The 23,693-nt window shown below is 65.3% G+C and carries 26 protein-coding genes; 11 read left to right on the top strand and 15 right to left on the bottom strand.

What is annotated here, in order from left to right; translation table 11 throughout:
- Positions 1 to 24: 24 nt before the first annotated feature.
- Both Q0R16_RS14235 and xseA read right to left on the bottom strand, forming a co-directional pair.
- Positions 25 to 228, bottom strand: a complete 204-nt coding sequence (locus Q0R16_RS14235) for a DUF2093 domain-containing protein (RefSeq protein WP_295637351.1) — start codon at positions 226 to 228, stop codon at positions 25 to 27.
- 57 nt (positions 229 to 285) lie between these two features.
- Positions 286 to 1,746 (bottom strand): exodeoxyribonuclease VII large subunit, encoded by a 1,461-nt coding sequence (xseA, locus tag Q0R16_RS14240; protein WP_295637354.1) that lies wholly within the window; start codon positions 1,744 to 1,746, stop codon positions 286 to 288.
- Between xseA and purD the strand changes: the two genes are divergently transcribed.
- Positions 1,745 to 3,031: a phosphoribosylamine--glycine ligase gene (gene purD, locus Q0R16_RS14245; protein ID WP_295637357.1), complete on the top strand. Its 1,287-nt coding sequence runs from the start codon at positions 1,745 to 1,747 to the stop codon at positions 3,029 to 3,031. The genes xseA and purD overlap by 2 nt on opposite strands.
- An 8-nt stretch (positions 3,032 to 3,039) precedes the next feature.
- On the opposite strand, the gene Q0R16_RS14250 is transcribed toward purD, so the two are convergent.
- Entirely contained in the window at positions 3,040 to 4,032 is a 993-nt protein-coding gene (locus Q0R16_RS14250; RefSeq protein WP_295637360.1) for an adenosine kinase, read from the bottom strand.
- 154 nt (positions 4,033 to 4,186) lie between these two features.
- Here Q0R16_RS14250 and Q0R16_RS14255 point away from each other — a divergent pair, with 154 nt between their 5' ends.
- On the top strand, positions 4,187 to 4,873 hold the full coding sequence (locus Q0R16_RS14255; RefSeq protein ID WP_295637362.1) for an EI24 domain-containing protein: 687 nt from the start codon (positions 4,187 to 4,189) through the stop codon (positions 4,871 to 4,873).
- A gap of 11 nt (positions 4,874 to 4,884) precedes the next feature.
- On the top strand, positions 4,885 to 5,280 hold the full coding sequence (locus Q0R16_RS14260) for a hypothetical protein (RefSeq protein ID WP_295637365.1): 396 nt from the start codon (positions 4,885 to 4,887) through the stop codon (positions 5,278 to 5,280).
- Positions 5,281 to 5,283: 3 nt separating this feature from the next.
- Here the strand turns inward: Q0R16_RS14260 and Q0R16_RS14265 are convergent, their stop codons facing one another.
- The 5 genes from Q0R16_RS14265 to Q0R16_RS14285 form a co-directional block, all read right to left on the bottom strand.
- Positions 5,284 to 6,462 carry a saccharopine dehydrogenase NADP-binding domain-containing protein gene (locus tag Q0R16_RS14265; RefSeq protein ID WP_295637368.1) on the bottom strand — a complete coding sequence of 393 codons (1,179 nt, stop codon included), beginning with the start codon at positions 6,460 to 6,462 and terminating at the stop codon, positions 5,284 to 5,286.
- Positions 6,463 to 6,484: 22 nt separating this feature from the next.
- Complete coding sequence (gene dcd / locus Q0R16_RS14270; RefSeq protein ID WP_295637371.1) at positions 6,485 to 7,039, bottom strand: dCTP deaminase; 555 nt, start codon at positions 7,037 to 7,039, stop codon at positions 6,485 to 6,487.
- Between the two features lie 7 nt (positions 7,040 to 7,046).
- Positions 7,047 to 7,502, bottom strand: a complete 456-nt coding sequence (locus Q0R16_RS14275; protein WP_295637374.1) for a cytidine deaminase — start codon at positions 7,500 to 7,502, stop codon at positions 7,047 to 7,049.
- Complete coding sequence (locus Q0R16_RS14280; protein WP_295637377.1) at positions 7,499 to 8,143, bottom strand: glycoside hydrolase family 25 protein; 645 nt, start codon at positions 8,141 to 8,143, stop codon at positions 7,499 to 7,501. The genes Q0R16_RS14275 and Q0R16_RS14280 overlap by 4 nt, the downstream gene beginning before the upstream one ends.
- Before the next feature lie 129 nt (positions 8,144 to 8,272).
- Positions 8,273 to 8,755, bottom strand: coding sequence for a UPF0262 family protein (locus tag Q0R16_RS14285; RefSeq protein ID WP_295637379.1), 483 nt, complete (start codon positions 8,753 to 8,755; stop codon positions 8,273 to 8,275).
- A gap of 176 nt (positions 8,756 to 8,931) precedes the next feature.
- On the opposite strand from Q0R16_RS14285, the gene Q0R16_RS14290 reads away from it, so the two are divergent.
- The 3 genes from Q0R16_RS14290 (at position 8,932) to rpoZ (ending at position 11,797) form a co-directional block, all read left to right on the top strand.
- Positions 8,932 to 10,443, top strand: a complete 1,512-nt coding sequence (locus Q0R16_RS14290) for a replicative DNA helicase (protein WP_295637382.1) — start codon at positions 8,932 to 8,934, stop codon at positions 10,441 to 10,443.
- A gap of 99 nt (positions 10,444 to 10,542) precedes the next feature.
- A protein-coding gene (locus tag Q0R16_RS14295) for an IS5 family transposase (protein ID WP_295637386.1) occupies positions 10,543 to 11,297 on the top strand; the annotation gives its coding sequence in 2 pieces (ribosomal slippage) (positions 10,543 to 10,876 and positions 10,876 to 11,297; 756 coding nt in all).
- A 155-nt stretch (positions 11,298 to 11,452) separates the two neighbouring features.
- Positions 11,453 to 11,797: a DNA-directed RNA polymerase subunit omega gene (gene rpoZ / locus Q0R16_RS14300; protein ID WP_295637389.1), complete on the top strand. Its 345-nt coding sequence runs from the start codon at positions 11,453 to 11,455 to the stop codon at positions 11,795 to 11,797.
- A gap of 74 nt (positions 11,798 to 11,871) precedes the next feature.
- On the opposite strand, the gene Q0R16_RS14305 is transcribed toward rpoZ, so the two are convergent.
- Positions 11,872 to 12,288 carry a hypothetical protein gene (locus tag Q0R16_RS14305; RefSeq protein ID WP_295637392.1) on the bottom strand — a complete coding sequence of 139 codons (417 nt, stop codon included), beginning with the start codon at positions 12,286 to 12,288 and terminating at the stop codon, positions 11,872 to 11,874.
- A 104-nt stretch (positions 12,289 to 12,392) separates the two neighbouring features.
- On the opposite strand from Q0R16_RS14305, the gene Q0R16_RS14310 reads away from it, so the two are divergent.
- Positions 12,393 to 13,469, top strand: coding sequence for a DUF3667 domain-containing protein (locus Q0R16_RS14310; protein WP_295637394.1), 1,077 nt, complete (start codon positions 12,393 to 12,395; stop codon positions 13,467 to 13,469).
- Positions 13,470 to 13,544: 75 nt separating this feature from the next.
- Here the strand turns inward: Q0R16_RS14310 and ftsH are convergent, their stop codons facing one another.
- From ftsH to Q0R16_RS14340, 6 genes are all read right to left on the bottom strand, one after another.
- Positions 13,545 to 15,485 carry an ATP-dependent zinc metalloprotease FtsH gene (gene ftsH, locus Q0R16_RS14315; protein ID WP_295637397.1) on the bottom strand — a complete coding sequence of 647 codons (1,941 nt, stop codon included), beginning with the start codon at positions 15,483 to 15,485 and terminating at the stop codon, positions 13,545 to 13,547.
- 166 nt (positions 15,486 to 15,651) lie between these two features.
- The gene (gene tilS / locus Q0R16_RS14320) at positions 15,652 to 16,650 is read right to left on the bottom strand and encodes a tRNA lysidine(34) synthetase TilS (RefSeq protein WP_295637399.1); all 999 of its coding nucleotides are present in this window, start codon (positions 16,648 to 16,650) and stop codon (positions 15,652 to 15,654) included.
- Positions 16,616 to 17,593 (bottom strand): hypothetical protein, encoded by a 978-nt coding sequence (locus Q0R16_RS14325; RefSeq protein WP_295637402.1) that lies wholly within the window; start codon positions 17,591 to 17,593, stop codon positions 16,616 to 16,618. Before Q0R16_RS14325 ends, tilS begins: the two co-directional genes overlap by 35 nt.
- Before the next feature lie 128 nt (positions 17,594 to 17,721).
- Complete coding sequence (locus tag Q0R16_RS14330) at positions 17,722 to 18,594, bottom strand: helix-turn-helix domain-containing protein (protein WP_295637406.1); 873 nt, start codon at positions 18,592 to 18,594, stop codon at positions 17,722 to 17,724.
- A gap of 129 nt (positions 18,595 to 18,723) precedes the next feature.
- The gene (ptsP, locus tag Q0R16_RS14335) at positions 18,724 to 20,994 is read right to left on the bottom strand and encodes a phosphoenolpyruvate--protein phosphotransferase (RefSeq protein WP_295637408.1); all 2,271 of its coding nucleotides are present in this window, start codon (positions 20,992 to 20,994) and stop codon (positions 18,724 to 18,726) included.
- A gap of 93 nt (positions 20,995 to 21,087) precedes the next feature.
- Positions 21,088 to 21,246, bottom strand: a complete 159-nt coding sequence (locus Q0R16_RS14340; RefSeq protein WP_295637411.1) for a DUF465 domain-containing protein — start codon at positions 21,244 to 21,246, stop codon at positions 21,088 to 21,090.
- Between the two features lie 265 nt (positions 21,247 to 21,511).
- Between Q0R16_RS14340 and Q0R16_RS14345 the strand changes: the two genes are divergently transcribed.
- From Q0R16_RS14345 to nadA, 4 genes are all read left to right on the top strand, one after another.
- The gene (locus tag Q0R16_RS14345) at positions 21,512 to 21,733 is read left to right on the top strand and encodes a DUF465 domain-containing protein (RefSeq protein ID WP_295637424.1); all 222 of its coding nucleotides are present in this window, start codon (positions 21,512 to 21,514) and stop codon (positions 21,731 to 21,733) included.
- Positions 21,734 to 21,853: 120 nt separating this feature from the next.
- Positions 21,854 to 22,318, top strand: coding sequence for a DUF1465 family protein (locus Q0R16_RS14350; RefSeq protein ID WP_295637414.1), 465 nt, complete (start codon positions 21,854 to 21,856; stop codon positions 22,316 to 22,318).
- 54 nt (positions 22,319 to 22,372) lie between these two features.
- Positions 22,373 to 23,320: an MBL fold metallo-hydrolase gene (locus Q0R16_RS14355; protein WP_295637417.1), complete on the top strand. Its 948-nt coding sequence runs from the start codon at positions 22,373 to 22,375 to the stop codon at positions 23,318 to 23,320.
- A gap of 55 nt (positions 23,321 to 23,375) precedes the next feature.
- On the top strand, positions 23,376 to 23,693 hold a 318-nt coding region (gene nadA, locus Q0R16_RS14360), incomplete at its 3' end, for a quinolinate synthase NadA (protein ID WP_295637421.1).

Genomic DNA, 23,693 nt, shown 5'->3' on the forward strand with positions numbered 1-23,693 from the left:
CGATCTGCTTTCACGGGGCCGCGATCACGTCGCTGCCATCAGCCGCTTTGTTGCGATATCGGCATTGGCATAGGCTTCCTGCAACGGCACGCTCCAATAGCGCAGCAGATCGAGCGGGATCACCTCGCCGGTCACCGCGCACAGCACGTGATCGCCGGGCGAAAGCTGGCGGAAGCCGTTGGGCATGTAGTGCAGTCTGGTCGGCCGCGAGGAGGAGGACATCAACATAGCCGCGACCCTAGACGATTTTCCGCGCGGGTGAAATCCGGCGCGAGCCAAGGGTGTTCAGAACAGTTCCTGCTGCCCCGCGGGCGGTGCCACCTTGCGCGGACTGCCGCGCGGCGGTGCACCGGCGGGTGCGACGTCGAGCGTTCCATCGGCGAATTCCAGCCGCAAGGCCGGCTTGGTTGCCGCAGTGGCGCGATCCTTGACCACTTGCCCCTCGGCCGTGGTCACCAGCACATAGCCGCGCTGGAGCGGCGCGCGCGGATCAAGCTGGAGCCGCAGCCGGTCGAGCGCTTCGACGCGTGCGCGAGCGGTGGCGATCCGCTGGAGGACCATTTCGGGCCGTAGCCGTTGCGCGCGGAGCCTTTCGCATTCACGCATGAACCGCTGTGTGAGCAGCGCAGGCCGCAGCGCGCCGGCGTGCCGCGCCAGCACTTGCGCAGCGATTTCGGTACGGTGGCCGAGCGCGCGGGTCAGCCGTTCGCCCAGGTCGTCGAGCTTCTGCGCCTGGCCCTGCAGCAGCGCCTGCGGTTGCGGAAGCCGCTCGGCCCGCGCGGCCAGCCGTTCGCGCGATTGGCCGACCAGCCGCAGCACGGCGCGCTGCTGGCGGGCATACAATTCGGCCAATGTGGCGGACAATTCGCCGTGGACCGGCACCGCGATTTCAGCCGCAGCGGTGGGGGTGGGCGCGCGCAAGTCGGCGGCGAAATCGGCGAGCGTGGTGTCGGTTTCGTGGCCGACCGCGCTGATCACCGGGATCGTGCTCGCGGCGATGGCGCGGACGACCTCTTCCTCGTTGAAGCTCCACAAATCCTCGATCGAACCGCCGCCGCGCGCGACGATCAACAGGTCGGGCCGGGGGATCACGCCGCCGGGCTGGATTGCCGAAAACCCGCGCAGTGCCGCCGCCACTTGGCTCGCCGCGCCTTGTCCCTGCACGTTGACTGGCCAGACGAGCACGTGACTGGGGAAGCGGTCGGCGAGTCGGTGGAGAATGTCGCGAATCACCGCTCCGGTCGGTGAGGTAATCACGCCGATCACGCGTGGCATGAACGGCAGCGGGCGCTTGCGGGTGGCGGAAAACAGCCCTTCGGCCTCCAGCCGCGCCTTCAGCTTGGCCAACAGTGCCAGCAACGCACCCTCGCCCGCGATCTCCATGCGATCGACCACGATCTGGTAGGCCGACCGCCCGGGATAGGTGGTCAACTTGCCGCTGGCGATCACCTCCACCCCGTCCTCGGGCAGGAACGACAGCCGCGAGGCATTGCCGCGCCACATCACCGCGTCGATCTTGGCGCCTTCGTCCTTCAGGCTGCAATAAAGATGGCCCGAGGCGGCGCGCTTCACCCCCGAAAGCTCGCCGCGCAGCCGCACGAAGCCGAAGCGATCCTCGACCGTGCGCTTCAATTGCTGCGAGATCTCGGTGATCGACAGCGGCGCGGCGTTGTCGCCGGCGCTTTCCCTCGCTAACAGCCCGCCAGCATTGAGGTCGTCGTCGTCGGGCGAGGAAGGAACGGGCATGAACATCCTGCTGCTGGGCGGGGGCGGGCGCGAACATGCGCTGGCCTGGAAGCTGGCGCAATCGCCGCGTTGCGATAGCCTTTACGCCGCCCCGGGCAACCCGGGAATTGCCGAACACGCTGAAATCGTGGGCCTCGATGCCACCGACCACGGCGCAGTGGCGCGATTCTGCGACGCGCACTTGATCGGCCTTGTCGTGATCGGCCCCGAAGCGCCGCTGGTCGATGGCCTGGCGGATTCGCTGCGTGCGGCGGGCATTTCAGTGTTCGGCCCCAGCAAGGCTGCCGCGCAATTGGAAGGCTCGAAAGCCTTCACCAAGGCGCTGTGCGACCGCGCGGGCATCCCCACGGCAAGCTATGTGCACGCGCACTGCAAAGCCGATGCATTGGCCGCGCTCGATCGGTTTGCCACCCCGGTAGTGATCAAGGCCGATGGCCTTGCCGCGGGCAAGGGCGTGGTCATCGCGCAAACCGCCGACGAAGCCCGCGCGGCAATCGACGACATGTTCGACGGGGCATTCGGAACAGCCGGCGCCGAAGTCGTGATCGAGGAATTCCTCACCGGCGAGGAAGTCAGCCTGTTCGCATTGACCGACAGCGCGACGATCGTGCCGTTCGGATCGGCGCAGGATCACAAGCGCGTCGGCCACGGCGATACCGGCCCCAACACCGGCGGCATGGGCGCCTACAGCCCCGCGCACGTGCTGACCCCGGCGCTGGAGGCGGAAGCGATGACGCGAATCGTTGCGCCCACCGTCAAGGCCATGGCCGATGCCGGCACGCCTTATTCGGGGGTGCTTTACGCCGGGCTGATGCTGACCCCCGATGGCCCCAAGCTGATCGAATACAACGCCCGCTTCGGCGATCCCGAATGCCAGGTACTGCTGATGCGCTACCGGGGCGATCTGGTCGAATTGCTGTCAGCCTGCGCCGACAACCGATTGGCGAGCTTGCCGCCCCCGCAGTTCTCTGCCGAAGTGGCGCTGACCGTGGTGATGGCCGCGAAAGGCTATCCCGGCACGCCCTCAAAAGGCGGCGCGATCGAGGGCATCGCGCTGGCAGAAGCAACCGGTGCCAAGGTCTTCCACGCCGGCACCGCACGCTCGCCCGAAGGCGCGCTGATCGCCAATGGCGGCCGCGTGTTGAACGTGACCGCAAAGGGCGACACTGTGCGCGCCGCACAAGCCCGCGCCTATGCCGCAGTCGATGCGCTGCGCTTCCCAGACGGCTTCTGCCGCCGCGACATCGGGCAGAAGGAAGTGGATCGCGAAGCCGGGACCGCCTGACGCCGCAATCAGCCGATCGCGCGCGTCAGCTCCGCCAGATCAGCTTCGGGCCGCGCGCCGTAGTGTGAGATTACTTCGGCCGCGCAGATTGCGCCCAGTTTTAGACAGGTGGCCAGCGGGCGGCCCTTCACATGGCCCGAGAGGAAGCCGGCTGCGAACAGGTCTCCGGCGCCGGTGGTGTCGACCACGCGCGCGATCGGTTCAGCCGGGACGTGGGCGTGTTCGCCGGCCTTCATCGCGTGCGCACCTTCGGCCCCGCGGGTCACCACCAGCGTCGGCACCTTGAGCGCGAGCGCTTCCATCGCAGCTTCGAAATCGTCGATCAGCGTCAGCGCGGCCAGCTCGTGTTCGTTGGCGAACAGGATGTCGATCTCGCCGGCATCGATCAGCGCACGGAAATCATCACCGTGGCGGCTGATCACGAACGGGTCCGACAGCGTGAACGCCACTTCGCGGCCCGCGTCGCGCGCGGCGGCGATGGCGCGGCGCATCGCGTTGCGCGGTTCCTCGGGGTCCCACAAGTAGCCTTCGAGGTAGAGCACTTTGGCGCTGGCGATCTCGGCCGCGTTCATCGCTTCGGCGGGGAGGAACTGCGATGCGCCGAGGAAGGTGTTCATCGTGCGCTGGCCGTCGGGCGTCACGAAAATCAGGCAGCGCGCGGTGGGTGGGTCGCCTGCGCGCGCAGGGGTGCCGAAGGCGATGCCGCCGGCGCGAATATCGTGTGCGAACACCTCGCCCAACTGGTCGTCCGCCACCTGGCCCACGAATGCACATTTCGCACCGAGCGCAGCGAGGCCCGCGAGCGTGTTTGCAGCCGATCCGCCCGAGATTTCCTTGGCCGGACCCATCGCGTTGTAAAGTTCTTGCGCGCGCTCGGTATCGACCAGCGTCATGCCGCCCTTGGCCAGGCCCAGCCGTTCGATATCGGCATCGTCGGCGGGCGCCATCACATCGACGATGGCGTTGCCGATGGCGATAACGTCGAGAATGGCTTCGGGCATAGAGGTCTCCGGGGGAATGCTTGCAATGGCGCGCGCCCTAGCCGTGCGGGCAGCGCCTAACAAGCAAGAGCTTGGACGGCGAGGAGACGCCACTCGCCGCAACAACGCGGCGCGCCGATTGACAGCGCGCGCGAACCGGCTGATCGCCGGGAGGATGATCACCGCCTTCGCTCTCGCGCTCGCCCAGTTGACCGATCGGCGCATCGTGGCAGTCCTGCTCAAGAGCGCGGGGCTGACCGTGGTTGCGGTGGCGCTGCTCGGCTGGGGGCTGTGGGCGGGGAGCGCATCGCTGCTCGATGGTTTCGGGCTGGACGCCATGCTGGGCGACAGTGGTGCGGTGCGCGGGTTTCTCTCGTTCGTGGCGGCGTTGCTGGGCGTGTGGCTGCTGTTCCGGATCGTCGCGCTCGCCGTTCTCCAGCTTTTCGCCGACGAGGTCGTGGAAGCGGTCGAGGCGCGGCACTATCCCGAAATCGCGGCGCGCGCGCGTCCGCTGGGGCTGCACCGCGAACTGGGCCTGGCGCTGCGCAGTACGCTGCGATCGCTGCTTTGGAACTTGGCTGTGCTCCCGGTTGCCCTGGTGCTGATCGTGACCGGCGTCGGGCCCCTGCTGGTGTTCGCCGCGGTAAACGCGATGCTGCTGGGGCGCGAGCTGACTGAAACGGTGCGTATTCGCCACCGTGACACACGCGGCGTGCCGCTGCCCGACTTGCCGTTCGTGACGCGCTTCGTACTGGGCGCGATTTGCGTGGCGCTGCTGACGGTGCCGTTCGTCAACCTGCTGGCATCGGTGCTGGGCGCCGCAATGGCGACCCATCTGGTGCATCGGCGGCCAGCCGTCTAAAGGTCCATGCGATGCTGAAAAAACGCCCGCTCCTCGCCTCGATCGGCCTCGCCCTGCTGCTCACTGGCTGCGGGGAGGGCACCGCCACCAGCGCGCGCGGCAAGCTGGAAGCGATCAAACCGGTTCCGCACCGCCCGGCCGGCCCGCGCGTCGAAGCCGGGCTGGAAGGCGTGATCGGCGCCGATCGCAACGGGCTTGAGCGGCAATTCGGCGCGCCCCGGCTGGATGTGCGCGAAGGTGATGCGCTCAAGCTCCAGTGGAGCGGCGGCGCGTGCATTCTTGATGTTTACTTATACCCGCCCGCGCGCGGTGGCGAACCGTCTGCCAGCTACGTCGACGCGCGGCGCGGTGACGGGCGCGACGTCGACAAGGCGTCGTGCGTCACCGCGCTGAAGCAGGGCAAGTAGGCGTCAGTCTTCCGCTGCGAAGGTGATTTCTGCTTCTGCCTGCAACCGATCGACCAGCGCCTTGCCGAGCAGCGCGCCCGGCGTGGACACGCCACCCGCCGCATCGCAGGCCAGCAGTGCAATGCCGGTTTCGGACAGCATCCGGCTAGTCGAGCCGTAGCCCGGATCGTAGCGACCCTTCACGCCGTATTTCAGCGTGCGGCCATCGGGCATCTCGCCCACGAACAGCACGTCGTAGTGGCCGTTCTGGCGCTCCTCCGCGGTCGGGCCTTCGCCGGGCTTGGGATCGTTGGGGCCGCCCATCATCGGCGTGGTGGCGATGTGCTTCGCGATCGCCTCGCCCTGGTCGCCGGGGCCGGTCAGGATCATCTCGTCATAGGTGAAATCCGCGCCCCATGGCTGGCCGAGCAGGAAGTTGGTGCGGTGGACGTTCTTGGTGTTGATCGCCGCCATCACGAACGGCGCGGCCCAGCTTCCGACCGATTCGTCGAACTGCGGCTTGTTGCCGGCAGGCTGGGGCGGGCCCTCAAAGCCCGGCGTCAGGCAGAACGAACTGGTCATCAGCGCGATCAGCGAATGATCGCGGCCCAGCGCGGCCATCGTCGCGCCCAGGCTGGCGGCGGTCCCGCCGGAGAACCCGCCCTGCATCGCGCGGACACGGCCCTTCACGCGCGGCGCGGGTGCTCCGAACCGGGATTGTGCTTCGTGTTGGAGCATGAACACGCCAAGATCGAACGGGATCGAATCGAACCCGCTCGAAAACGCGATCCGCGCGCCGCTGGCTTGTGCGGCGGCGTGGTACTTGTCGACCATCTGGCGCATCCACACCGGTTCGCCGCACAAGTCGGCATAGTCGGTGCCGGCCTCGACGCAGGCCTTGAGCAGCGGTTCGCCGTAAAGCTGGTACGGACCGACGGTGGTCAGCACCACGCGGGTCTGTTCAGCGAGCGCGGCCATGCTGGCGGCATCGTCCGAATCGGCGACGATCAGCGGGGTGTCGGACGGCGCGCCGATCAGATCGCGCACTTCGGCCAGCTTGTCCGCGCTGCGCCCGGCCATCGCCCACTTGGGCGCATCGGCGCGGCCGGCGTAGTGGTGCGCAAGATATTCGGCGACAAGGCGGCCGGTGTACCCGGTGGCGCCATAGACCACGATATCGAAGCTGCGATTTTCTTTGGCCATCAGGTCTCTCCCAAAATTTCGATTAAAGCCGGGGCAGCGTTACGCCCTTCTGGCCCATGTATTTGCCCGCGCGATCGGCATAGCTGACTTCGCACGGTTCGTTGCCTTGCAGGAACAGGAACTGGCACGCGCCTTCGTTCGCATAGATTTTCGCGGGCAGCGGCGTGGTGTTCGAGAATTCGAGCGTGACGTGCCCTTCCCAGCCGGGTTCGAGCGGGGTGACGTTCACGATGATCCCGCAGCGCGCATAAGTCGATTTGCCGAGGCAGATCACCAGCACGTCGCGCGGCACGCGAAAGTATTCGACCGTGCGTGCCAAGGCGAACGAGTTGGGCGGGATCACGCAGACGTCGGTCTTACGGTCGACGAAGCTGTTCGGATCGAAGTCCTTGGGATCGACCACCGAACTGTTGACGTTGGTGAAAATCTTGAACTCGTCGGCCACGCGCGCGTCGTAGCCGTAGGACGACAGGCCGTAGGAAATGCACCCGTCGCGCCGCTGTGCCTCGACGAAAGGCTCGATCATGCCCTCGCTGAGCGCCTTGTCGCGAATCCACTTGTCCGATTGAATGGCCACCTGGCTGCTATCCTCCCAATGTTCCGAAACTGGCGGGCCCGAACGCCATCGGCAAGAGCGCCGAGAGCCGGATTTCGACCACCTCGCCCGCACCCGCGCACAGCACCACTGGATCGGTCCCGCCCAGCGTCGCGAATTCATTGAGCACTTGCCGGCAGCGCCCGCACGGACTGATCGTAGGCCGTTCGGCCTCGCTGGTGTCGATCGCGCCGCCCGTGACCGCCACCGCCACCAGTCCGCCGCGCCGCCCCGCCGCCGCAGCCGCCGCCATGGCCACCGTCTCGGCACAGAGCGACAAGCCGTAGCTGGCGTTTTCGACATTGGCGCCGGTCACTACCGCGCCGTCATCGAACAGCAGCGCCGCGCCGACGTGGAAGCGCGAATAGGGCGCGTAAGCGTTGCCCTCGGCCGCCTTGGCCGCTGCGATCAGCGCGTCCCTGGCTGCGGGATCGAGCCCGCTCATGGCCGCACCACCACCCAGCGCAGCGGATGATTGGCCGCCGCGGTGCGTAAGCTGTCGCTTGCAGTCCACATGACCCACGGTCTTCCGGCATAGGATGGGCTGAGGAAGTCGCCCTCCAGCCACAAGTTGCGATCGATCCGCACCGCCAGATGATAGCGCTTTTCGAACGCGCGGCTCAACAGCAGCATCGCCGGCTTGCCCGTATGCCGCTCGATCTGATTCAGGAACGTCGTCAACTCGCTGTCGAGCGCGGCCGCATCGGGCGGCGCGCGGCAGGCCTTGTCGTCGATGTCGAGCGCAATCGCAGGTGGCAGCAAGTGGCTATCGCGCGGCACCGTGGTGACGAAATTGGCGGCCTGCCCATCGGCCGATGAGCACGGATCGTAAACGTGGACTGCGCCCACCTGCAACTTCTGCTCGCGCGCGGCGGCGAAGCTTTCGGCAAAGCCCGGATCGCGCTGCGAGCCACCCGAACCATCGGTGAGATAGACAAAGTCCGCGCCGGCCTGCTTGAGCATGTGAAAGTTGACCGGCAAGTCGCCCGCATCAATCCAGGCGCCCTGCACCGGGTATTCATCACGCGACGGCACCCAGTTCCGCGCTTCCCACCACGCCGCACCGCCTGCGAACAGCAGGACCAAGCCCGCGCCCGCAAGCCAGCGCTGCCGCCCAGATCGCAGCTTCAGCTGCCCTGGAGCTACCTTGCCTCCCCGCCGTGCCATGAAAGTCCGTTTGCGCCCTGTTCTGTCTGTCCGGGCCCTATCCGCCCATTAGCCCCGGATATGCAATACGCAGATCAGCGTGAACAGCCGCCGGGCTGTGGCAAAGTCGGTCTCGATCTTGCCTTCGAACCGTTCGAGCAGCAATTCCGCCGCATTGTTGTGGATACCGCGCCGCGCCATGTCGATCGTCTCGATCTCCTGCGCAGTCGCTCGCCGAATCGCCTGATAATACGAATCGCAGATCGCAAAGTAATCGCGAATCGGCCGCCGGAACCGCCCGAGCGCCAGCACGATCGTCTCGGTCGGCGCTGCGGCATCGTCCGCGATCACCAGCGCCAGCCGCCCGTCCTCGACCGACAGCCGCAGCCGATACGGCCCCTCGTGCCCCGCCGCGACCGAACGCAACGGGCGAAAGGTGTTCTCCTCGATCAGGTCGAAGATCGCGATCCGGCGCTCCTGCTCGATATCGGCATTGCGCCACAGGATCGTCGCTTCATCCAGTTCGATATGCGAGATGCGCGGGTCGGCCATGGGGCATGGTGTTTCGCAGATGCGAAAGCGGGCGGCAAGGGGGGGTGATTCGGAAGGGTGTTGAGGGGCCAGTGGCTGCTTCCCCCTTCAAATAATCCCCTTCATCCACAGCCCCATCACCCGCCTGGGCATCAAGCTCGCTTGCCCGCGCCACACCACGGGCGCATGGATCGGCCATGGCTTCCACCACCCTGATGCTCAATCCCGCCCCCGCCGAATCGCCCGAAGCGCGCGCCTTGCCCGCCAATGTCGAGGCCGAGGCGGCGTTTTTGGGCGCGTTGCTGATCGACAACCGCATCCTTGAGGACATGGCCACCCCGCTGCGGCCCGAGCACTTCTTCGCGCCGGTGCATGGGCGGATTTTCGAGCGGATTCTGGCGCTGGTCGATCGCAAGGCGGTGGTTACGCCGGTCACGCTCAAGCCTTATTTCGAGACCGACGAGGCACTGAGCGAGCTTGGCGGCACGGCTTATCTCGCCAGGCTGACCGCTGACGGGCAGGGCTTGCTGGCGCCGCGCGAGCTGGCCGAGCAGGTTTACGATCTGGCTTTGCTGCGCGAGCTGGTGACGGTGGGGCGCAATCTCGTCACAGGCGCGATGGACACGCGCACGTCGGTGGCACCGATGGACCAGGTCGAGGCGGCAGAGGCCGCGCTTTATGCTGTGGCCGAAGGTGCGCAAGTCGGCAACGAAGCGCAGACCTTCCGCGAATCGGCGGTCGAGGCGGTCAAGCAGATCGAGAAGGCGTTCAATTCGGGCGGGCATATCTCGGGCCGGACGACCGGGCTCGACGACCTGAACGAGAAAGTCGGCGGCCTTCACGATTCGGACCTCATCATCCTCGCCGGCCGCCCGGCGATGGGGAAGACCTCGCTGGTCACCAACATCGCCTTCAACTGTGCCGACCGGTTGCAGCGCGATCTTGCAGACGGCATTTCGGTGGAAAAATCGGTCGGCGCGCCGGTGGCGTTCTTCAGCCTGGAAATGAGCGCAGACCAACTCGCCACGCGTATCCTGGCCGAACAGGCCGAGATCAGCAGCGAACGACTGCGCATGGGCAAGATCAGTCGCGAGGAATTCCAGAAGCTGTCCTACGCCAGCCAGCGCCTGTCCGAATTGCCGCTCTACATCGACGACACCCCGGCACTGACGATCGGCGCGCTGCGCAACCGCGCGCGGCGGCTCAAGCGGCGGCACAATGTCGGGCTGATCGTGATCGACTACCTGCAATTGCTCCAGGGCACCGGCAAGTCGGACAACCGCGTCAACGAAATTTCCGAGATCAGCCGCGGCCTCAAGACCTTGGCCAAGGAGCTTTCGGTGCCGGTGATTGCGCTGTCACAACTCAGCCGCGCGGTCGAAAGCCGCGAGGACAAGCGGCCGATGCTGTCCGACCTGCGCGAATCGGGCTCGATCGAGCAGGACGCCGACATGGTGTGGTTCATCTTCCGCGAGGAATACTACCACGACGCCATCCGCCCCGACGTGCCGACCGAGGAAAGCTCGTCCGCGGTCAAGGAAAAGTACTCGCAATGGGAACAGCGGCACATGGACGTGGTCAACAAAGCCACCGTCATCATCGGCAAACAACGCCATGGCTCGACCGGTAGCGTGCAATTGCACTTTCAGGCGGAGTATACGAAGTTCGGGAACCTGGCGCGCAGTCAGCAGTCATATTCAAGGGATTGACGGAGCCTCCGGCGGGCGAGGGCGATGACCCTGGACCCATAAACAGGATTCACAGGGCGATTGAGATGTGATTCACTTTCCGTCGAGGAGGGTGAAGTCATGTCTAATTTGTTTTGGTTTTCCGATGAGCAGTGGGCGCGGATCGAGCCTTTGTTGCCGAGCAATACGCGCGGCGTTCCCCGCCTGGATGATCGCCGCGTGCTCTCGGGAATTGTCCATGCGTTGCGCTGCGGCGGGCGCTGGAGCGATAGTCCGCTCGACTACGGCCCCAAGAAGACGCTCTACAACCGCTTCGTGCGGTGGGCCGATAACGGTACTTGGGAGCGCATCCTCCATGCCCTGGCCGCGCACGAGGATTTGCCATCGAGGCTGTTCATCGACGCCACGTTGATCAAGGCCCACCGCACTGCCGGAGGCGGAAAAGGGGGGCCTTGGCCAATGGTATCGGCCGTACCCAGAACGGACGTCAGAGCAAGATCCACGCCGTCTGTGATGAAGCGGGCAGGCCGTGGACGCTTGTCCTAACTCCCGGAAATATCCCGGATGTTGCCGTCGCTCAGCAATGTATCGGCAGTCTCGCCCCCACCAAGGAACTGGTCGCTGACAAGGGCTATGATTCCAATGTCGTGCGCAAATGGCTCGCCATACGCGACACGGTCGCCGTCATCCCGCCCATGCGACACAGACGTGTGCAGTTCCCCTACGACAAACGCGTCTATGCCAAGCGAAACGTGATCGAGCGCCTCTTCTGCCGCCTCAAAGACTGGCGCCGCGTGGCAACCAGATACGACCGAAAGGCCTCAACCTTCATCGCAACCGTCACCATCGCCGCCATCGTCATGTTCTGGCTCTGATTATGAGTCCGGACCCATGGCCCTTGCCCGCCGGAGGCATCTTCCAAATTCTTGACTCTTCCCCCCCTTCAATCTATCAGCCCGCACTTCCATCCAGTTCCGGCCTGTCTTGCCCATTCGCGGAGCAATGCAGCCTGTCCAACGCGGAGTGTCCAATGGCACGCGTCACCGTCGAAGATTGCGTCGACAAGATTCCCAACCGTTTCGATCTCGTGTTGCTGGCGGCCGAGCGCGCGCGCGCGATTTCGGGCGGCGCCGAACTCACGATCGATCGCGATCGTGACAAGAACCCGGTCGTTGCGCTGCGCGAGATTGCCGAAGTGAGGGTCAATCCCAAGCTGCTCAAGGAAAACCTGGTGCAGTCGCTGCAGCGCGTGCTGCCCGAGGATGACGACGAGATCGACGAGATCGGTTCGCTGTCACAATCGGCCGAAGCGCTGCGGATCACCGCGGCGGCTCCGGTGCGCAGCACCTCGCTGGGTGGCGATTACGAAGGCTGATTCGACGGGCTGAAAACGGACGCGGGGTGTAACGGTTTCAGCCGCCACGCCCCGCGCCGCCTCCATCCTGCCGGCTATGGCTTGCAGGGAAATTTTGCCCGGAACATGTCGACCATCGCCGTCTTGACCGTGATCCTGGATCGCGTGCCGGCGGGGTATGCACGCATCTGCGCCATCAACATGTCGCTGTCGACACGCGTCCCCTTAGGCGGGCAACTGCTGGGATGCCCAGCCTTGCGCTCTGTATCGAGCTGGGCCTTATAGGCCATTCCGGCCGCCTGGGCTTCGGCCTTCAACAACCCGATATCCGACGAAAACAGCGCCATCGGCCCTTTGGCCTTGAGCGCATCGGCCTTGGCCAGAAACGCGCCGACGCTCATGTCGCCGGCTGCAGCCAGCGCGGTTCCGGACAGCATGGCCACGCCCCCTGCCAGCGCGATGGCGCGCAGAACCAGGCGCTTGTTCCGCTTTCCGGCGGTTCGATATTTCATGCAACATCCCTTTTTGTCAGTTTGCAGGTGACGCGTAGCGCAAATGCATGGCACTTGGGCGCTTGCCAAATGATCATTCAAACGTGTCAGGAGTGGGGCGGCGCATGGCGGGCGAAGGGTTTCTTCAAGGATTGCTGGGTGACGGCGTGGGCAGCGTCATCACCGGGCGCGCAGTCGAGCCGACGGCTGGCGAGCACGATGCCGCCAAAGACCATGGGGGCGATCATCCCGCCGCGTGCCTCAACTGCGGTGCGGCGCTGGTGGGCAGCCATTGCCACGCCTGCGGTCAGCCGGCGCATGTTCACCGCACGATCGGCGCGTTCTTTCACGACCTGGCGCACGGTGTGTTCCATTTCGAAGGCAAGATCTGGCGTACACTGCCGATGCTGGTGCTCCATCCGGGCCGGCTGACGCGCGAATACGCCGATGGGCGCCGCGCGAGCTATGTCTCGCCGATCGCGCTGTTCCTGTTCTGCGTGTTCCTGATGTTCGCCGCGATCAATGCGTTCGGCGGCAAGTTCGGCGAGAACAGCCTGGTCAACGTCAACGGCAACAGCATTCGCGGGCTGGAAGCAAATGAAAAGGAGCTTGTTCGGCTCAAGCAGGAACGCGCGAAGCTGGAGGCGGAGAACAAGCGGACCGATGGGCTCGATGGCCAGATCATCGGCCGCGAGAGCGCGATCGAGGGCATCCGTTCAATGCAGGACCCCGCCGCAGCGGTGAAGATCACCGTCCCGGACCAGGAGCAATACAGCTTCATTCCGGCAATCGATCATGCGATCCACAGCTTCAAGGAGAACCCGGCACTCGCCTTGTACAAGCTGCGGTCCAACGCTTACAAATACGCCTGGGCGCTGATTCCGCTGTCGGTGCCGATGGTGTGGCTGCTGTTTCCGTTCAGCCGCCGCTTCGGGCTTTACGATCACACCGTGTTCGTAACGTATTCGCTATGCTTCATGATGCTGCTGGTGGCGATCCTCTCGGTGCTGAACGGACTGCATGTGCCGACCATGACGGCCGCGGCAGGCTTGCTGCCGCCATGGCATTTGTACCGGCAGACCAGGGAAGCTTACGGCCTGACCCGCGGCGGCGCGATCTGGCGCACCGGTGCGTTGATGATGATGGCGCTTTTCGCACTCACGCTGTTCATGATGCTGATCCTGGCCGAATCGGGCACCTGACCATTACGCAAACGGCCCGCTGTCACGCGTGTAACAGCGGGCCGTTGGATATCGTTAACGGTTCGTCGAAAGCCGTCAGGCGCCCTGTGGCTGCGGGCTGCCCGTTCCGCCGAAGCGACGACCGGCGCGTGGCACCGAAGCGCCCGCCGGAGTGACCGGCCGGGCAATGCCGGTCGGCGCGTCGGGCCGATCGATCTTGCCGTCGGCCAGCAGCCTGGTGATTTCCTCGCCGCTCAACGTTTCCCACTCAAGCATGGCCTGCGCGAGCAGGTGGAGCTTGTCCTCCTGCGTCTTGAGGATATCGGTGGCGCGCGCGTGCGCATCGTCGACCAGCCCGCGGATCTCGCTGTCGATCAGCTTGTTGGTCTCGTCCGACATCATCGTGCGCTGCGACCCGCCCATGCCGAGGTAGCCTTCCTGCTGGTCCTCGTACTGCAAGGGCCCGAGCTTTTCGGACATGCCCCACTTGGTGACCATGTTGCGCGCCAGGCTGGTGGCGTACTGGATGTCCGAAGACGCGCCCGATGAAACCTTGTCGTACCCGAAGATCAGTTCTTCGGCCACGCGCCCGCCCATCGCAACGGCCAGGTTGGCGTGCATCTTGTCGCGGTGATACGAATAGCTGTCCCGCTCGGGCAGCCGCATGACCATGCCCAGCGCACGGCCACGCGGGATGATCGTGGCCTTGTGGATCGGGTCAGATGCCGCCTCGTTGACCGAGACGATCGCGTGGCCGGCTTCGTGATACGCGGTCATTTTCTTTTCTTCGTCGGTCATCACCATGCTGCGGCGTTCGGCGCCCATCATGACCTTGTCCTTGGCGTCCTCGAGCTCGCGCATCGACACCAGCCGCTTGTTGCGGCGGGCGGCCAGCAGCGCCGCCTCGTTGACCAGATTGGCCAGATCGGCGCCCGAGAAGCCCGGCGTGCCGCGCGCGATCGTGCGCGGATTGACGTCGGGCGCCAGCGGCACCTTCTTCATGTGGACGGCCAGGATCTTCTCGCGGCCCTCGATATCGGGGATCGGCACCACCACCTGGCGATCGAAGCGGCCCGGGCGCAGCAGCGCCGGATCGAGCACGTCGGGCCGGTTGGTGGCGGCGATGATGATGATGCCTTCGTTGGCCTCGAACCCGTCCATTTCAACCAGAAGCTGGTTCAGCGTCTGCTCGCGCTCGTCGTTCGAATTGCCGAGGCCATGGCCGCGATGGCGGCCGACTGCGTCGATTTCATCGATGAACACGATGCACGGCGCGTTCTTCTTGGCCTGCTCGAACATGTCGCGCACGCGAGAAGCACCGACGCCGACGAACATTTCGACAAAGTCCGAACCCGAAATCGTGAAGAACGGCACGCCAGCTTCGCCCGCGATCGCGCGGGCCAGCAGCGTCTTGCCGGTGCCGGGCGAGCCGACCAGCAGGGCGCCCTTGGGGATCTGTCCGCCGAGCTTGGCAAAGCGGCTGGGGTCTTTCAGGAACTCGACGATTTCTTCGAGTTCCTCGCGTGCCTCGTCGATGCCCGCAACGTCGTCAAACGTCACGCGGCCCTGCTTTTCGGTGAGCAGCTTGGCCTTCGATTTGCCGAAGCCCATAGCGCCCGATCCGCCGCCCTTCTGCACCTGCCGCAGCGCGAAATAGGCAACGCCAAGGATCAGCAGGAACGGCAGCGACTGCGCCAGGATATAAAGCAGCACGTTGGGTTCTTCGGTGGCCTTGCCCGAATACTGGACGTTGTTGGCCTGAAGCAAACGCGCCAGATCGGTATCGTTGGGGATCGGCACCGTCTGGAAGGTCTGGTCGTTCTTGAGCGAACCCGTGATCTTCTCGGGCCCGATCTGCACGTCGCGAACCGATCCCTCGGCAACTTTGGCGCGGAAGTCGGAATAGCGGATCATCGTGCCGCTGGCTTCGCCCCGCGATCCGAACATCGATACCACCAGCAACAGGGCGAGGAAAATACCCCCCCACACCAGAAGGCTCTTGATCCACGGATTGCCCTGCGGCTGGTCGTCGTTCATCGCGTCTTGATCCCGGTTTCGGAGCGCTTGTACCCCGCACACCAAATCGAGTGTGTAGTCGCAATGTAAGCGCGCCATGGTGAATGGCAATATAAGCCCCAAAGGGAAATAGCGCTGCGAATTGAAGGCCCGTTTGAACAGCCTGGCCGATCGCTGGCTTTCGGCCTCACGGAATGCGGTGCGGACGCGCCAGGGCGAAGCGCCAAGGCAGCCGACGCCCATCTCCGCGCACCCCGCCGAGCGTTGCTGCGCCGCCGCTTTCGAGCGCATCGAGCCACCGCGCCAGATCGCGCCCGCGCGGGTGGCCGCCGCTGAGTCCGCTCACGATCCGTTCGAGCACGCGCAACCGCACAGCGCGCGGCGCAATTGGCGTGTAAGCACAGCCGGCTTCGGTCCATTCGACCACGCGCATCTCACCATCGGCCGCCCAGTCGAGCGCTTCATCGGCCTCGGCCAGATGCCGTGCCGAGATGGCCAGCGCCGCCGCATCGACCCAGCCTGCGCCCGCCAGATCGGCACGAATGCGGGCGCGTTCAAATCGCGGGTCGCGATTGCCCGGATCGTCGCATGCGATCAACCCCGCCTGTTCGATCACCGCGCGCAAGTCGGCCCGGCGCCAGCCCAGCAGCGGACGCAGCAATGGCAGTGCAAGGTCGCCCGGCACCGAAGCGCGTGGCCGCATTCCCGCAAGGCCCCGCACGCCCGCACCGCGATTGAGCCGCATGACCAGCGTTTCGGCCTGGTCATCGGCGTGGTGCCCGGTGACCAGCGCTGCAAGCCCGCGCTCGCGCAGCCACGCCGCCAGCGCTGCGTAGCGTGCATCGCGGGCGCGCTTCTGAACTGCCGCGCCCCCGGCAAGGTCGAGTTTGATCGTCCGGTGCTCGATGCCGAACCGCACACAAAGCTGCGCAACCATCGCCGCTTCGTCCGCGGCTTGCGGCCGCAAGCCATGATCGACGGTGGCGACTTCGAATTGCCCCGGAATCGCATGATGAGCCAGCATCAGCATAGCCAGGCTGTCAGGCCCCCCCGACACCGCCAGGCCGACACTGCCCCTCGCGGGCCACAGCGCCCGCCAGTCCGCCGTAAACCGCGCGGTTGCTGCGATCAGGGCTTGGGCAGGAGCCGTATCAATTGCAGCCGCTCGCGGTACGCGTGCGCGCATAATCGCCCTTGAGCCGCCCGGCGACGGCATCGGGGAAGTTGGCCTTCAATTCGGTGAGCGCCACGCAAGCCCGCTTGGTTTCCTTGAGCTTCGTCATCGCCACCGCAAGGTACAGCAGGCTGTCGGGCGCACGTTCGCCCTTCTTGTCGGCCTGGTAGTTCTGCACGAACCACTGCGCGGCAGTGCCGGGCTTGCCGTCATCGAGGAAGGCGCGGCCGAGCAGGTTGCGCGCATAGCTCAGCCGTTTGTGCCTGGGGTGCCCGTCGATGAACTTCTGCAGCGCCTGCTGCGATTCGGGCAGGAACTTGGCGTTCCACAGCTCGTAGCCATAGAGGTATTCGTCCTCACCGGCATCGCCTGTTTGCGGCATCACGATGGCCTTCACCGCAGCAATGCGGTCGGCCGAGGGTTTGGCCGAGGGTTTGGACGTGGCAACGGGTGCGGGCTTGGGGTTGCGCGGCACGGCGCTGGCAGGCTTGTTCGCAGCCGGTCCGCTGGTGGCCACGGGCGCAACCGGGGCCGGTGCAGCCGCCGGTGCGGTTTCGAGCGTTGCCAGACGGCTTTCCAGCTTGCCGAGGCGGTTCTGCGATTCTTCGCTTTGCGCGGTTAGCCGCTTGAGCTGCGCTTCGATCGTGTCGATCCGCGACAGGATATCGGCGGTCGTGGTCGATGACGGCGCCGCAAAACTGCTTGACCCTGTCACGGGCGGCGAAATCTCTGGTGCGAAGACGCGGCCGGCGCCATCGGGGAACACCTTGCGCTGGACCGCGCGCAATTCGGCTTCGATCCGCTTCAGCCGCGCTTCGGTGGTTTCCTGCGCGTGCGCCGGCTGGGGCAGCAAAGTTGCGCCCACGCACATTGCCGATGCCAGCGTGCCCCCAAGGATCAACCCACGGCTGGATTTCGTCCATCGCAGTGCCGATGCGCCCAAGATCCCCATCATTCCCGATCCCGTCATGCCGTTACTGGCCCGTTCTGCTGTTTCTGGCCGATCCGGCCTTAATGTCGATCCGCTCAAGCCGCCATCGTGTCACGCCCTGATACCCACAGCCCCGACGCCCTGTAGAATTGTCAGGCCTTCGGCGTAACCGTTGGCTGAGGTGAGGGTACTTGCGGCGGACGCGCGGCCAGCGCGGCGGCCGAGATCGCAACGTCCTTCATCGTGCGCTGCTGGTCGGCCAGCTTGGCGACCGACTTTCCGCCCACGGTAATCGCCAGTGCATCGGGCCGGCCGGTCCATATCTGCGGGTTCTGCGCATCTGCGGGGATCGTGTAGCTCTCGCCCTTGGCGAGCTGCTTCTGCAGCAATTGCTTGCCTGCGCCATCGTAGAACTTGGCCCAGATCTTGTCTTCCAGCGCGGTGAACACGACAGCTCCGGTTGCTGCCGGCGCCGGGCTTGCCGGGCCGGCCGGCTGGCCTGAATTCGTGGGCTGGGCTGGACTTGCAGGCTGGGCTGGACCGGCTGGTTGGGCCGGGCCGGACGCCAGCGCGCTGGAGCCCACTTCGGGCAGGCCGGCGGCCGGCTGGTAGTAGTTCCGCCAGAACGCCAGACCTCCGGCCACCAGCAGCGCCACCGCCAGCAGCGATAGCCACAACAACCCGCGGGTGGGCGTCTTGGCCGGGTCTGTCGGCTCGAACTGGCTGATGGCGCGCGGGCTGAACGCAGGCCCGGTCGAATCGAGCTCCTTGCGCACTTCGTCTGCGATCGCGCGTTCGTCGAGCCCGACCGCCTTTGCGTAACTGCGCGCAAAACCAATCGCGTAGGGCCGCCCGGGTGGCAACGATTCCCAGTTGTCGGTTTCGATCGCTGCCAAATGCCGGGAACTGATGCGGGTTGCGCTGGTCAATTGTTCAAGAGTCAGTCCGGCAGCCTCGCGCGCCGCGCGCAGCTTTGCCGATACACCTGCTGGCGCAGCGTATCCGGCGCCTTCGGCATCCGTCACGACTTGTTCTCCGACCCTGGCATTTTTACCGACCCTGGCCCTGATAGGAGCGGCTGTTTACCCTGATTGTCAACGGTCCATTGCGGAAACCTGAACGGATTAAGCGACGAACCGCTTATCGGATCCAAATCAGTCCCAATCGATTTCCCGCTGCGTTGCCCAGGCCTGCAATTGGCTGCGCAGGTTGCCCGGCGGATTGGCCAGCCAGCCCTCCATCGCCTCGGTGATTTCACGCACATCGAGCTGGCGCACCAGTTCCTTGATCGGGCCGACCGCGGCGGGGGTGATCGAAAGCCGGCGGATACCCAGCCCGATCAACGCCAGCGCTTCAAGCCGGCGGCCACCCATCTCGCCGCAGACCGTGACATCTATGTTGAAGGGCGCGACAGTGCGAACAACCCGGCGCAAAAAGCGCAGGATCGCTGGGCTCAACCAGTCATAGCGTTCTGCAAGGCGCGGGTTGGACCGATCGGCCGCGAACAGGAACTGGGTGAGATCGTTGGTGCCAATCGACAGGAACGAGCAGTGCGGCGCCAGTTCCTCGAGGCATTCGGCCAGCGCCGGCACTTCGAGCATCGCGCCATAGCGGATCGTTTCGGGCAGCAGCTTCTTGCGCTGGCGCAGGAACGCGAGCTGCCCTTCGAACACCGCCTTGGCGGCATGGAACTCCCACGGCTCGGTCACCATCGGGAACATTACGTTGAGCGTGCGCCCGCCCGCCGCCTCTATCAAAGCACGCGCCTGGACCTTGAGCAGGCCTTCGCGTTCGAGCGCGACGCGCAGCGCGCGCCAGCCCATCGCCGGGTTCTCCTCACCTTCGCCGTCGTTGTGGCGCAGATAAGGCAGGGTCTTGTCTCCGCCGATATCGACGGTGCGGAACACCACCGGCTTGTCGCCCGCCACCTCGAGCACATCGCGGTAAAGCCGGGTCTGGCGTTCGCGCTGCGGCATCGTGGCCGAAACCAGGAACTGGAACTCGGTGCGAAACAGTCCGATCCCGTCAGCGCCGGTCAGCGCCAGCAGCGCCGCATCGTCGCGCAGGCCGGCGTTCATCAGCACGCCGATGCGCTGACCGTCCTTGGTCACGGGCTTGAGATCGCGCATTGCGGCATAATTGGCCTGGCGCTCGCGACTGCGCGCGAAACGGGTTTCGAACGCTTCGACCAGCGCGGGCGTCGGCCGCAGATCGATCACGCCCTGATCGGCATCGAGCAAGACCGGATCGCCTTCGCGCAACCGCCCGCGCAAGCCCCGGATGCGTCCGACCACCGGCACGCCCATCGCCCGCGCCACGATCACCACATGCGCGGTGAGCGAACCTTCTTCGAGGATCACGCCCTTCAAGCGGCGCCGATCATATTCGAGCAGTTCGGCCGGCCCCAGGTTGCGCGCGACCAGGATAGCGTCCTGCCGCAGCCCCATGCTGGCCGCCGTGCCCAACTGACCCGACACGATCCGCAGCAGCCGGTTGGCGAGATCTTCCAGATCGTGCATCCGGTCCGCCAGCAGCGGATCGTCGATCTGGCGCATCCGCATCCGCGTGCGCTGCTGGACGCGTTCGATCGCCGCTTCGGCGGTCAACCCCGCGTCGATCGCCTCGATGATACGGCGACTCCAGCCTTCGTCGTACGCAAACATGCGGTAGGTCTGGAGCACTTCCTCGTGCTCCCCGCCCACGCCGAATTCGGCCTGGCTGGCCATGCGGTCGATCTGTTCGCGCATCTTGTCGAACGCCAGGTACATCCGCTGCAATTCGGCATCGCGATTGTCGGCCATCACATGCGTGATCGTGATGCGCGGCTGATGGAACACGGCCACGCCGCTGGCCAGGCCCTTGACCAGCGTAAGCCCCTTGAGCCGTTCGGGTTCGGTGAGGTGCGCAGCGACTGCTGCATCTTCCTCGTCGATCAGTTCGGCGTTGGCGATTAGTTCGGACAGCACCATCGCTACCGTCTGCAGCGCCTCGATCTCGACTTCTTCATAGCGGCGTGGATCGACATGCTGGACGCAGAGCACGCCCACCGCGCGTTCGCGCCGCACGATCGGCACGCCGGCGAACGAATGGAACTTTTCCTCTCCGGTTTCAGGGCGGAAGGCAAAGTCGGGGTGCGCGGCGGCTTCGGCCAGGTTAAGCGTTTCGTTGTTCGCCGCACTGGTGCCGACGAGCCCTTCGCCCACCGCCAGCCGAGTGACGTGAACCGCGGTCTGTTCAAGCCCGCGAGTCGCGTAAAGTTCGAGCATGCCTTCGCGCAGCAGGTAGATCGAGCAAACCTCGCTATCGAGCCGTTCGCCGATGACTTCGACCACTTGATTGAGCTTCGCCTGCGCCCCCGAACGCGAGGCCATGACCTCGTGCAGCGAGGTGAGGATGGCGCGGGCGGAAGCGACGGCTGTCTGCATGCGCCATGCCTAGACCATTTTCGCGAGCGGCGAAATCACCGCGGGAAAAGTCTGATGCGAAACTCGCAAAAGCGCGAGTTTCGCATCAGCCGCTTAGGCGACCTGGACGATCGCTTCCTTGAGCTTGAGCTTGCGTCGCTTGAGTTCGGCCACCAGCACGTCATCGGGATGTGGCCGCGCCAATTCGGCCGAAATCTGCCGTTCGAGCCCGGCGTGCTTGGTCTGCAGCGAAGTGATATGCGACGATTCCATAAGCGGTAACTCCAGCTAGCTGTGCCCGTCCATTCGCGGCCCGCCGATCGTCGTTGAATGAGTCGCCGGGTCCGCGTTGTCATGCAAGCACATTGCTCGTATCTTGCAAGTTAAACGTGGTCGGAATGGCCTGCTTACGCGATCGACCGTATATTCCGATCGCCGTCAGCAAACGCCAGGCGGCCCGGTTTTGGTGGCTCTCGATTTTGGTGACTGGGTCTGGTTCCTCGCAAGTGGGTCAGCAGGACAGAAGGAACGCATTCGGGTGACCGAAGAGGAAATGCGCAAGCGGCTCGAAGCGCTGCGCCTCGAACATCGCGATCTCGACGTCGCCATCGATGCGCTGAGCGGCAGCGGAACTGTCTCTGGCACCGGGGGCATCATCGGCGATCAACTTCAGGTGGCCCGGCTCAAGAAGCGCAAGCTCAAGCTGAAGGATCAGATCTCGATGCTGGAGGATTATCTGATTCCAGACATCATCGCATGATGAACCGGGGCCGAACCTGTGGGGTTCCACCGTCCTGATACGGGACTGTCCCACAATGAATCAGATCGCTTGCGCCGAGAGTATGGCGATCTGCGCGAAGCGCACTTAAGGCGGACGTTCATGCTCCGCACGCCCAGCATCAATCCGCGCATCGTCGAAGCGCTTTACGCAGAAACGCTCGTTTTGGCGGACGAGGTACGCGCTCAATTCGATTCGGCACGGCGCGAAGGCGAAAAACTGGGCGCGGACGATCTGGCGCGGGTGGCCTTGTCGTGCGAAGCGCTGCGCACCACCACGCGGGTCATGCATTGCCTGGCCTGGCTGCTCAATCACCGCGCCTATTTTGCCGGCGAATTGTCAGAGATCCAGTTGCGCCGCCACGGCCGGCTGGTCACATCGGTGTCGCCGAGTGATTCGGACAATTGCGCGCTGCTGACCCCGGCGATGCTTGTGCTGGTGCACGAAAGCGAGCGGATCTATGCGCGGATCGAACGGCTCGAACGCGCCTGGCGTGGCGCAACAGACAGCCCCAGCGCGATCGAACGGCTGCGCGAACGGCTGGCCACAGAGATGCGCGCCGGCTGAATCGGCACGCATCGCGGTTGCACCGCGGCCCAAGCAGCCTAGATTGCGGACACGATGACCGCACCCGAACAACCATCCACACCCGCGTCGCCCTTCCCCGGTGATCCCGCAACCTGGCCCACCGGGCTGTCGGACCGCGTGGAACCGCTGGTGCGCCGCGTGCTCGCGCCCAACCCGTCGCCTTACACCGCGACCGGAACGCAGACTTACGTGATCGGCGCCGGAACCGAAGTGGCGGTGATCGATCCCGGCCCCGCCGGGACCGGGGTGGCGGGCCATGCAGACACCAACGGTTCGGGCCACGTCGAAGCGATCCTGGCCGCTATCGGCGATGCGAAGCTGGTCGCGATCCTGTGCACCCACACGCATCGCGACCATAGCCCGGCGGCGATGCCGCTCAAGGCCGCGACCGGCGCGCCGATCATCGGCTGCGCGCCGCTGGTGTTGCAGGACGACGGACCGCGCGCTGACGCCGCCTTCGATCCAACGTACACACCCGATCGCGTGCTGCTTGATGGCGAGACGATCGCAGGCGATGGCTGGACGATCGCGGCGGTCGCCACCCCCGGGCATACCAGCAACCACCTCTGCTATTCGCTGGTGGAATCGGGCGCATTGTTCACCGGCGATCATGTGATGGCCTGGTCGACCAGCGTGGTCTCGCCCCCCGATGGCGACATGGGCGCCTATATGGCATCCCTGCAGAAGCTCTACGAACGCGAAGACACCGTCTATTACCCGGCGCATGGGCCAGCCGTAACCAACCCGCGCCAACTCGTGCGCGGCATGATGGGCCACCGCCGCCAGCGCGAGGCACAAGTGCTGCGCCAGCTTGCGGCTGGGGTCGATCGCATCCCCGCCATGGTTACCGCGATGTACAAGGGCCTCGATCCTCGGCTCGAGGGCGCCGCCGGGCGATCGGTACTGGCGCACCTGCTCGAGCTGGAAAAGCAGGGGCGCGTCGCGCAAGCGGCCGAGCGCTGGACCACTGTCGCTGCTTGAAGCTTCCGGGCGCGTGTCGTAATCGCCCCAGCATCACTCCAAGGATCACACCCGCATGACCGCCCAGCCGACCAACCTTTCGGGTCTCGACCTTCGCGCGGAAATCGACCGGCTGCGCAAGGACCGCAACGCGGTGATCCTGGCGCACTATTACCAGAAGCCCGAATTGCAGGACCTCGCCGATTTCGTGGGGGACAGCCTCGATCTCAGCCGCAAGGCCGCGGCAACCGACGCCGATGTCATTGCGTTCTGCGGCGTGCGCTTCATGGCCGAAACCGCCAAGATCCTCAGCCCTGACAAGATCGTGGTGCTGCCCGACATGGATGCCGGGTGCAGCCTGGAAGATTCGTGCCCGCCCGAAACCTTTCGCGCC

The organism is Novosphingobium sp. (genome assembly GCF_025351285.1).
Taxonomy (GTDB): domain Bacteria; phylum Pseudomonadota; class Alphaproteobacteria; order Sphingomonadales; family Sphingomonadaceae; genus Novosphingobium.

Bases quoted from the DNA above. Each gene is read 5' to 3' on its own strand.
- Q0R16_RS14235 (WP_295637351.1), bottom strand. From the start codon at position 228: ATGTTGATGTCCTCCTCCTCGCGGCCGACCAGACTGCACTACATGCCC.
- purD (WP_295637357.1), top strand. From the start codon at position 1,745: ATGAACATCCTGCTGCTGGGCGGGGGCGGGCGCGAACATGCGCTGGCC.
- xseA (WP_295637354.1), bottom strand. From the start codon at position 1,746: ATGCCCGTTCCTTCCTCGCCCGACGACGACGACCTCAATGCTGGCGGG.
- Q0R16_RS14250 (WP_295637360.1), bottom strand. From the start codon at position 4,032: ATGCCCGAAGCCATTCTCGACGTTATCGCCATCGGCAACGCCATCGTC.
- Q0R16_RS14255 (WP_295637362.1), top strand. From the start codon at position 4,187: ATGATCACCGCCTTCGCTCTCGCGCTCGCCCAGTTGACCGATCGGCGC.
- Q0R16_RS14260 (WP_295637365.1), top strand. From the start codon at position 4,885: ATGCTGAAAAAACGCCCGCTCCTCGCCTCGATCGGCCTCGCCCTGCTG.
- Q0R16_RS14265 (WP_295637368.1), bottom strand. From the start codon at position 6,462: ATGGCCAAAGAAAATCGCAGCTTCGATATCGTGGTCTATGGCGCCACC.
- Q0R16_RS14275 (WP_295637374.1), bottom strand. From the start codon at position 7,502: ATGAGCGGGCTCGATCCCGCAGCCAGGGACGCGCTGATCGCAGCGGCC.
- Q0R16_RS14285 (WP_295637379.1), bottom strand. From the start codon at position 8,755: ATGGCCGACCCGCGCATCTCGCATATCGAACTGGATGAAGCGACGATC.
- Q0R16_RS14290 (WP_295637382.1), top strand. From the start codon at position 8,932: ATGGCTTCCACCACCCTGATGCTCAATCCCGCCCCCGCCGAATCGCCC.
- rpoZ (WP_295637389.1), top strand. From the start codon at position 11,453: ATGGCACGCGTCACCGTCGAAGATTGCGTCGACAAGATTCCCAACCGT.
- Q0R16_RS14305 (WP_295637392.1), bottom strand. From the start codon at position 12,288: ATGAAATATCGAACCGCCGGAAAGCGGAACAAGCGCCTGGTTCTGCGC.
- Q0R16_RS14310 (WP_295637394.1), top strand. From the start codon at position 12,393: ATGGCGGGCGAAGGGTTTCTTCAAGGATTGCTGGGTGACGGCGTGGGC.
- ftsH (WP_295637397.1), bottom strand. From the start codon at position 15,485: ATGAACGACGACCAGCCGCAGGGCAATCCGTGGATCAAGAGCCTTCTG.
- tilS (WP_295637399.1), bottom strand. From the start codon at position 16,650: ATGCGCGCACGCGTACCGCGAGCGGCTGCAATTGATACGGCTCCTGCC.
- Q0R16_RS14325 (WP_295637402.1), bottom strand. From the start codon at position 17,593: ATGATGGGGATCTTGGGCGCATCGGCACTGCGATGGACGAAATCCAGC.
- ptsP (WP_295637408.1), bottom strand. From the start codon at position 20,994: ATGCAGACAGCCGTCGCTTCCGCCCGCGCCATCCTCACCTCGCTGCAC.
- Q0R16_RS14340 (WP_295637411.1), bottom strand. From the start codon at position 21,246: ATGGAATCGTCGCATATCACTTCGCTGCAGACCAAGCACGCCGGGCTC.
- Q0R16_RS14350 (WP_295637414.1), top strand. From the start codon at position 21,854: ATGCTCCGCACGCCCAGCATCAATCCGCGCATCGTCGAAGCGCTTTAC.
- Q0R16_RS14355 (WP_295637417.1), top strand. From the start codon at position 22,373: ATGACCGCACCCGAACAACCATCCACACCCGCGTCGCCCTTCCCCGGT.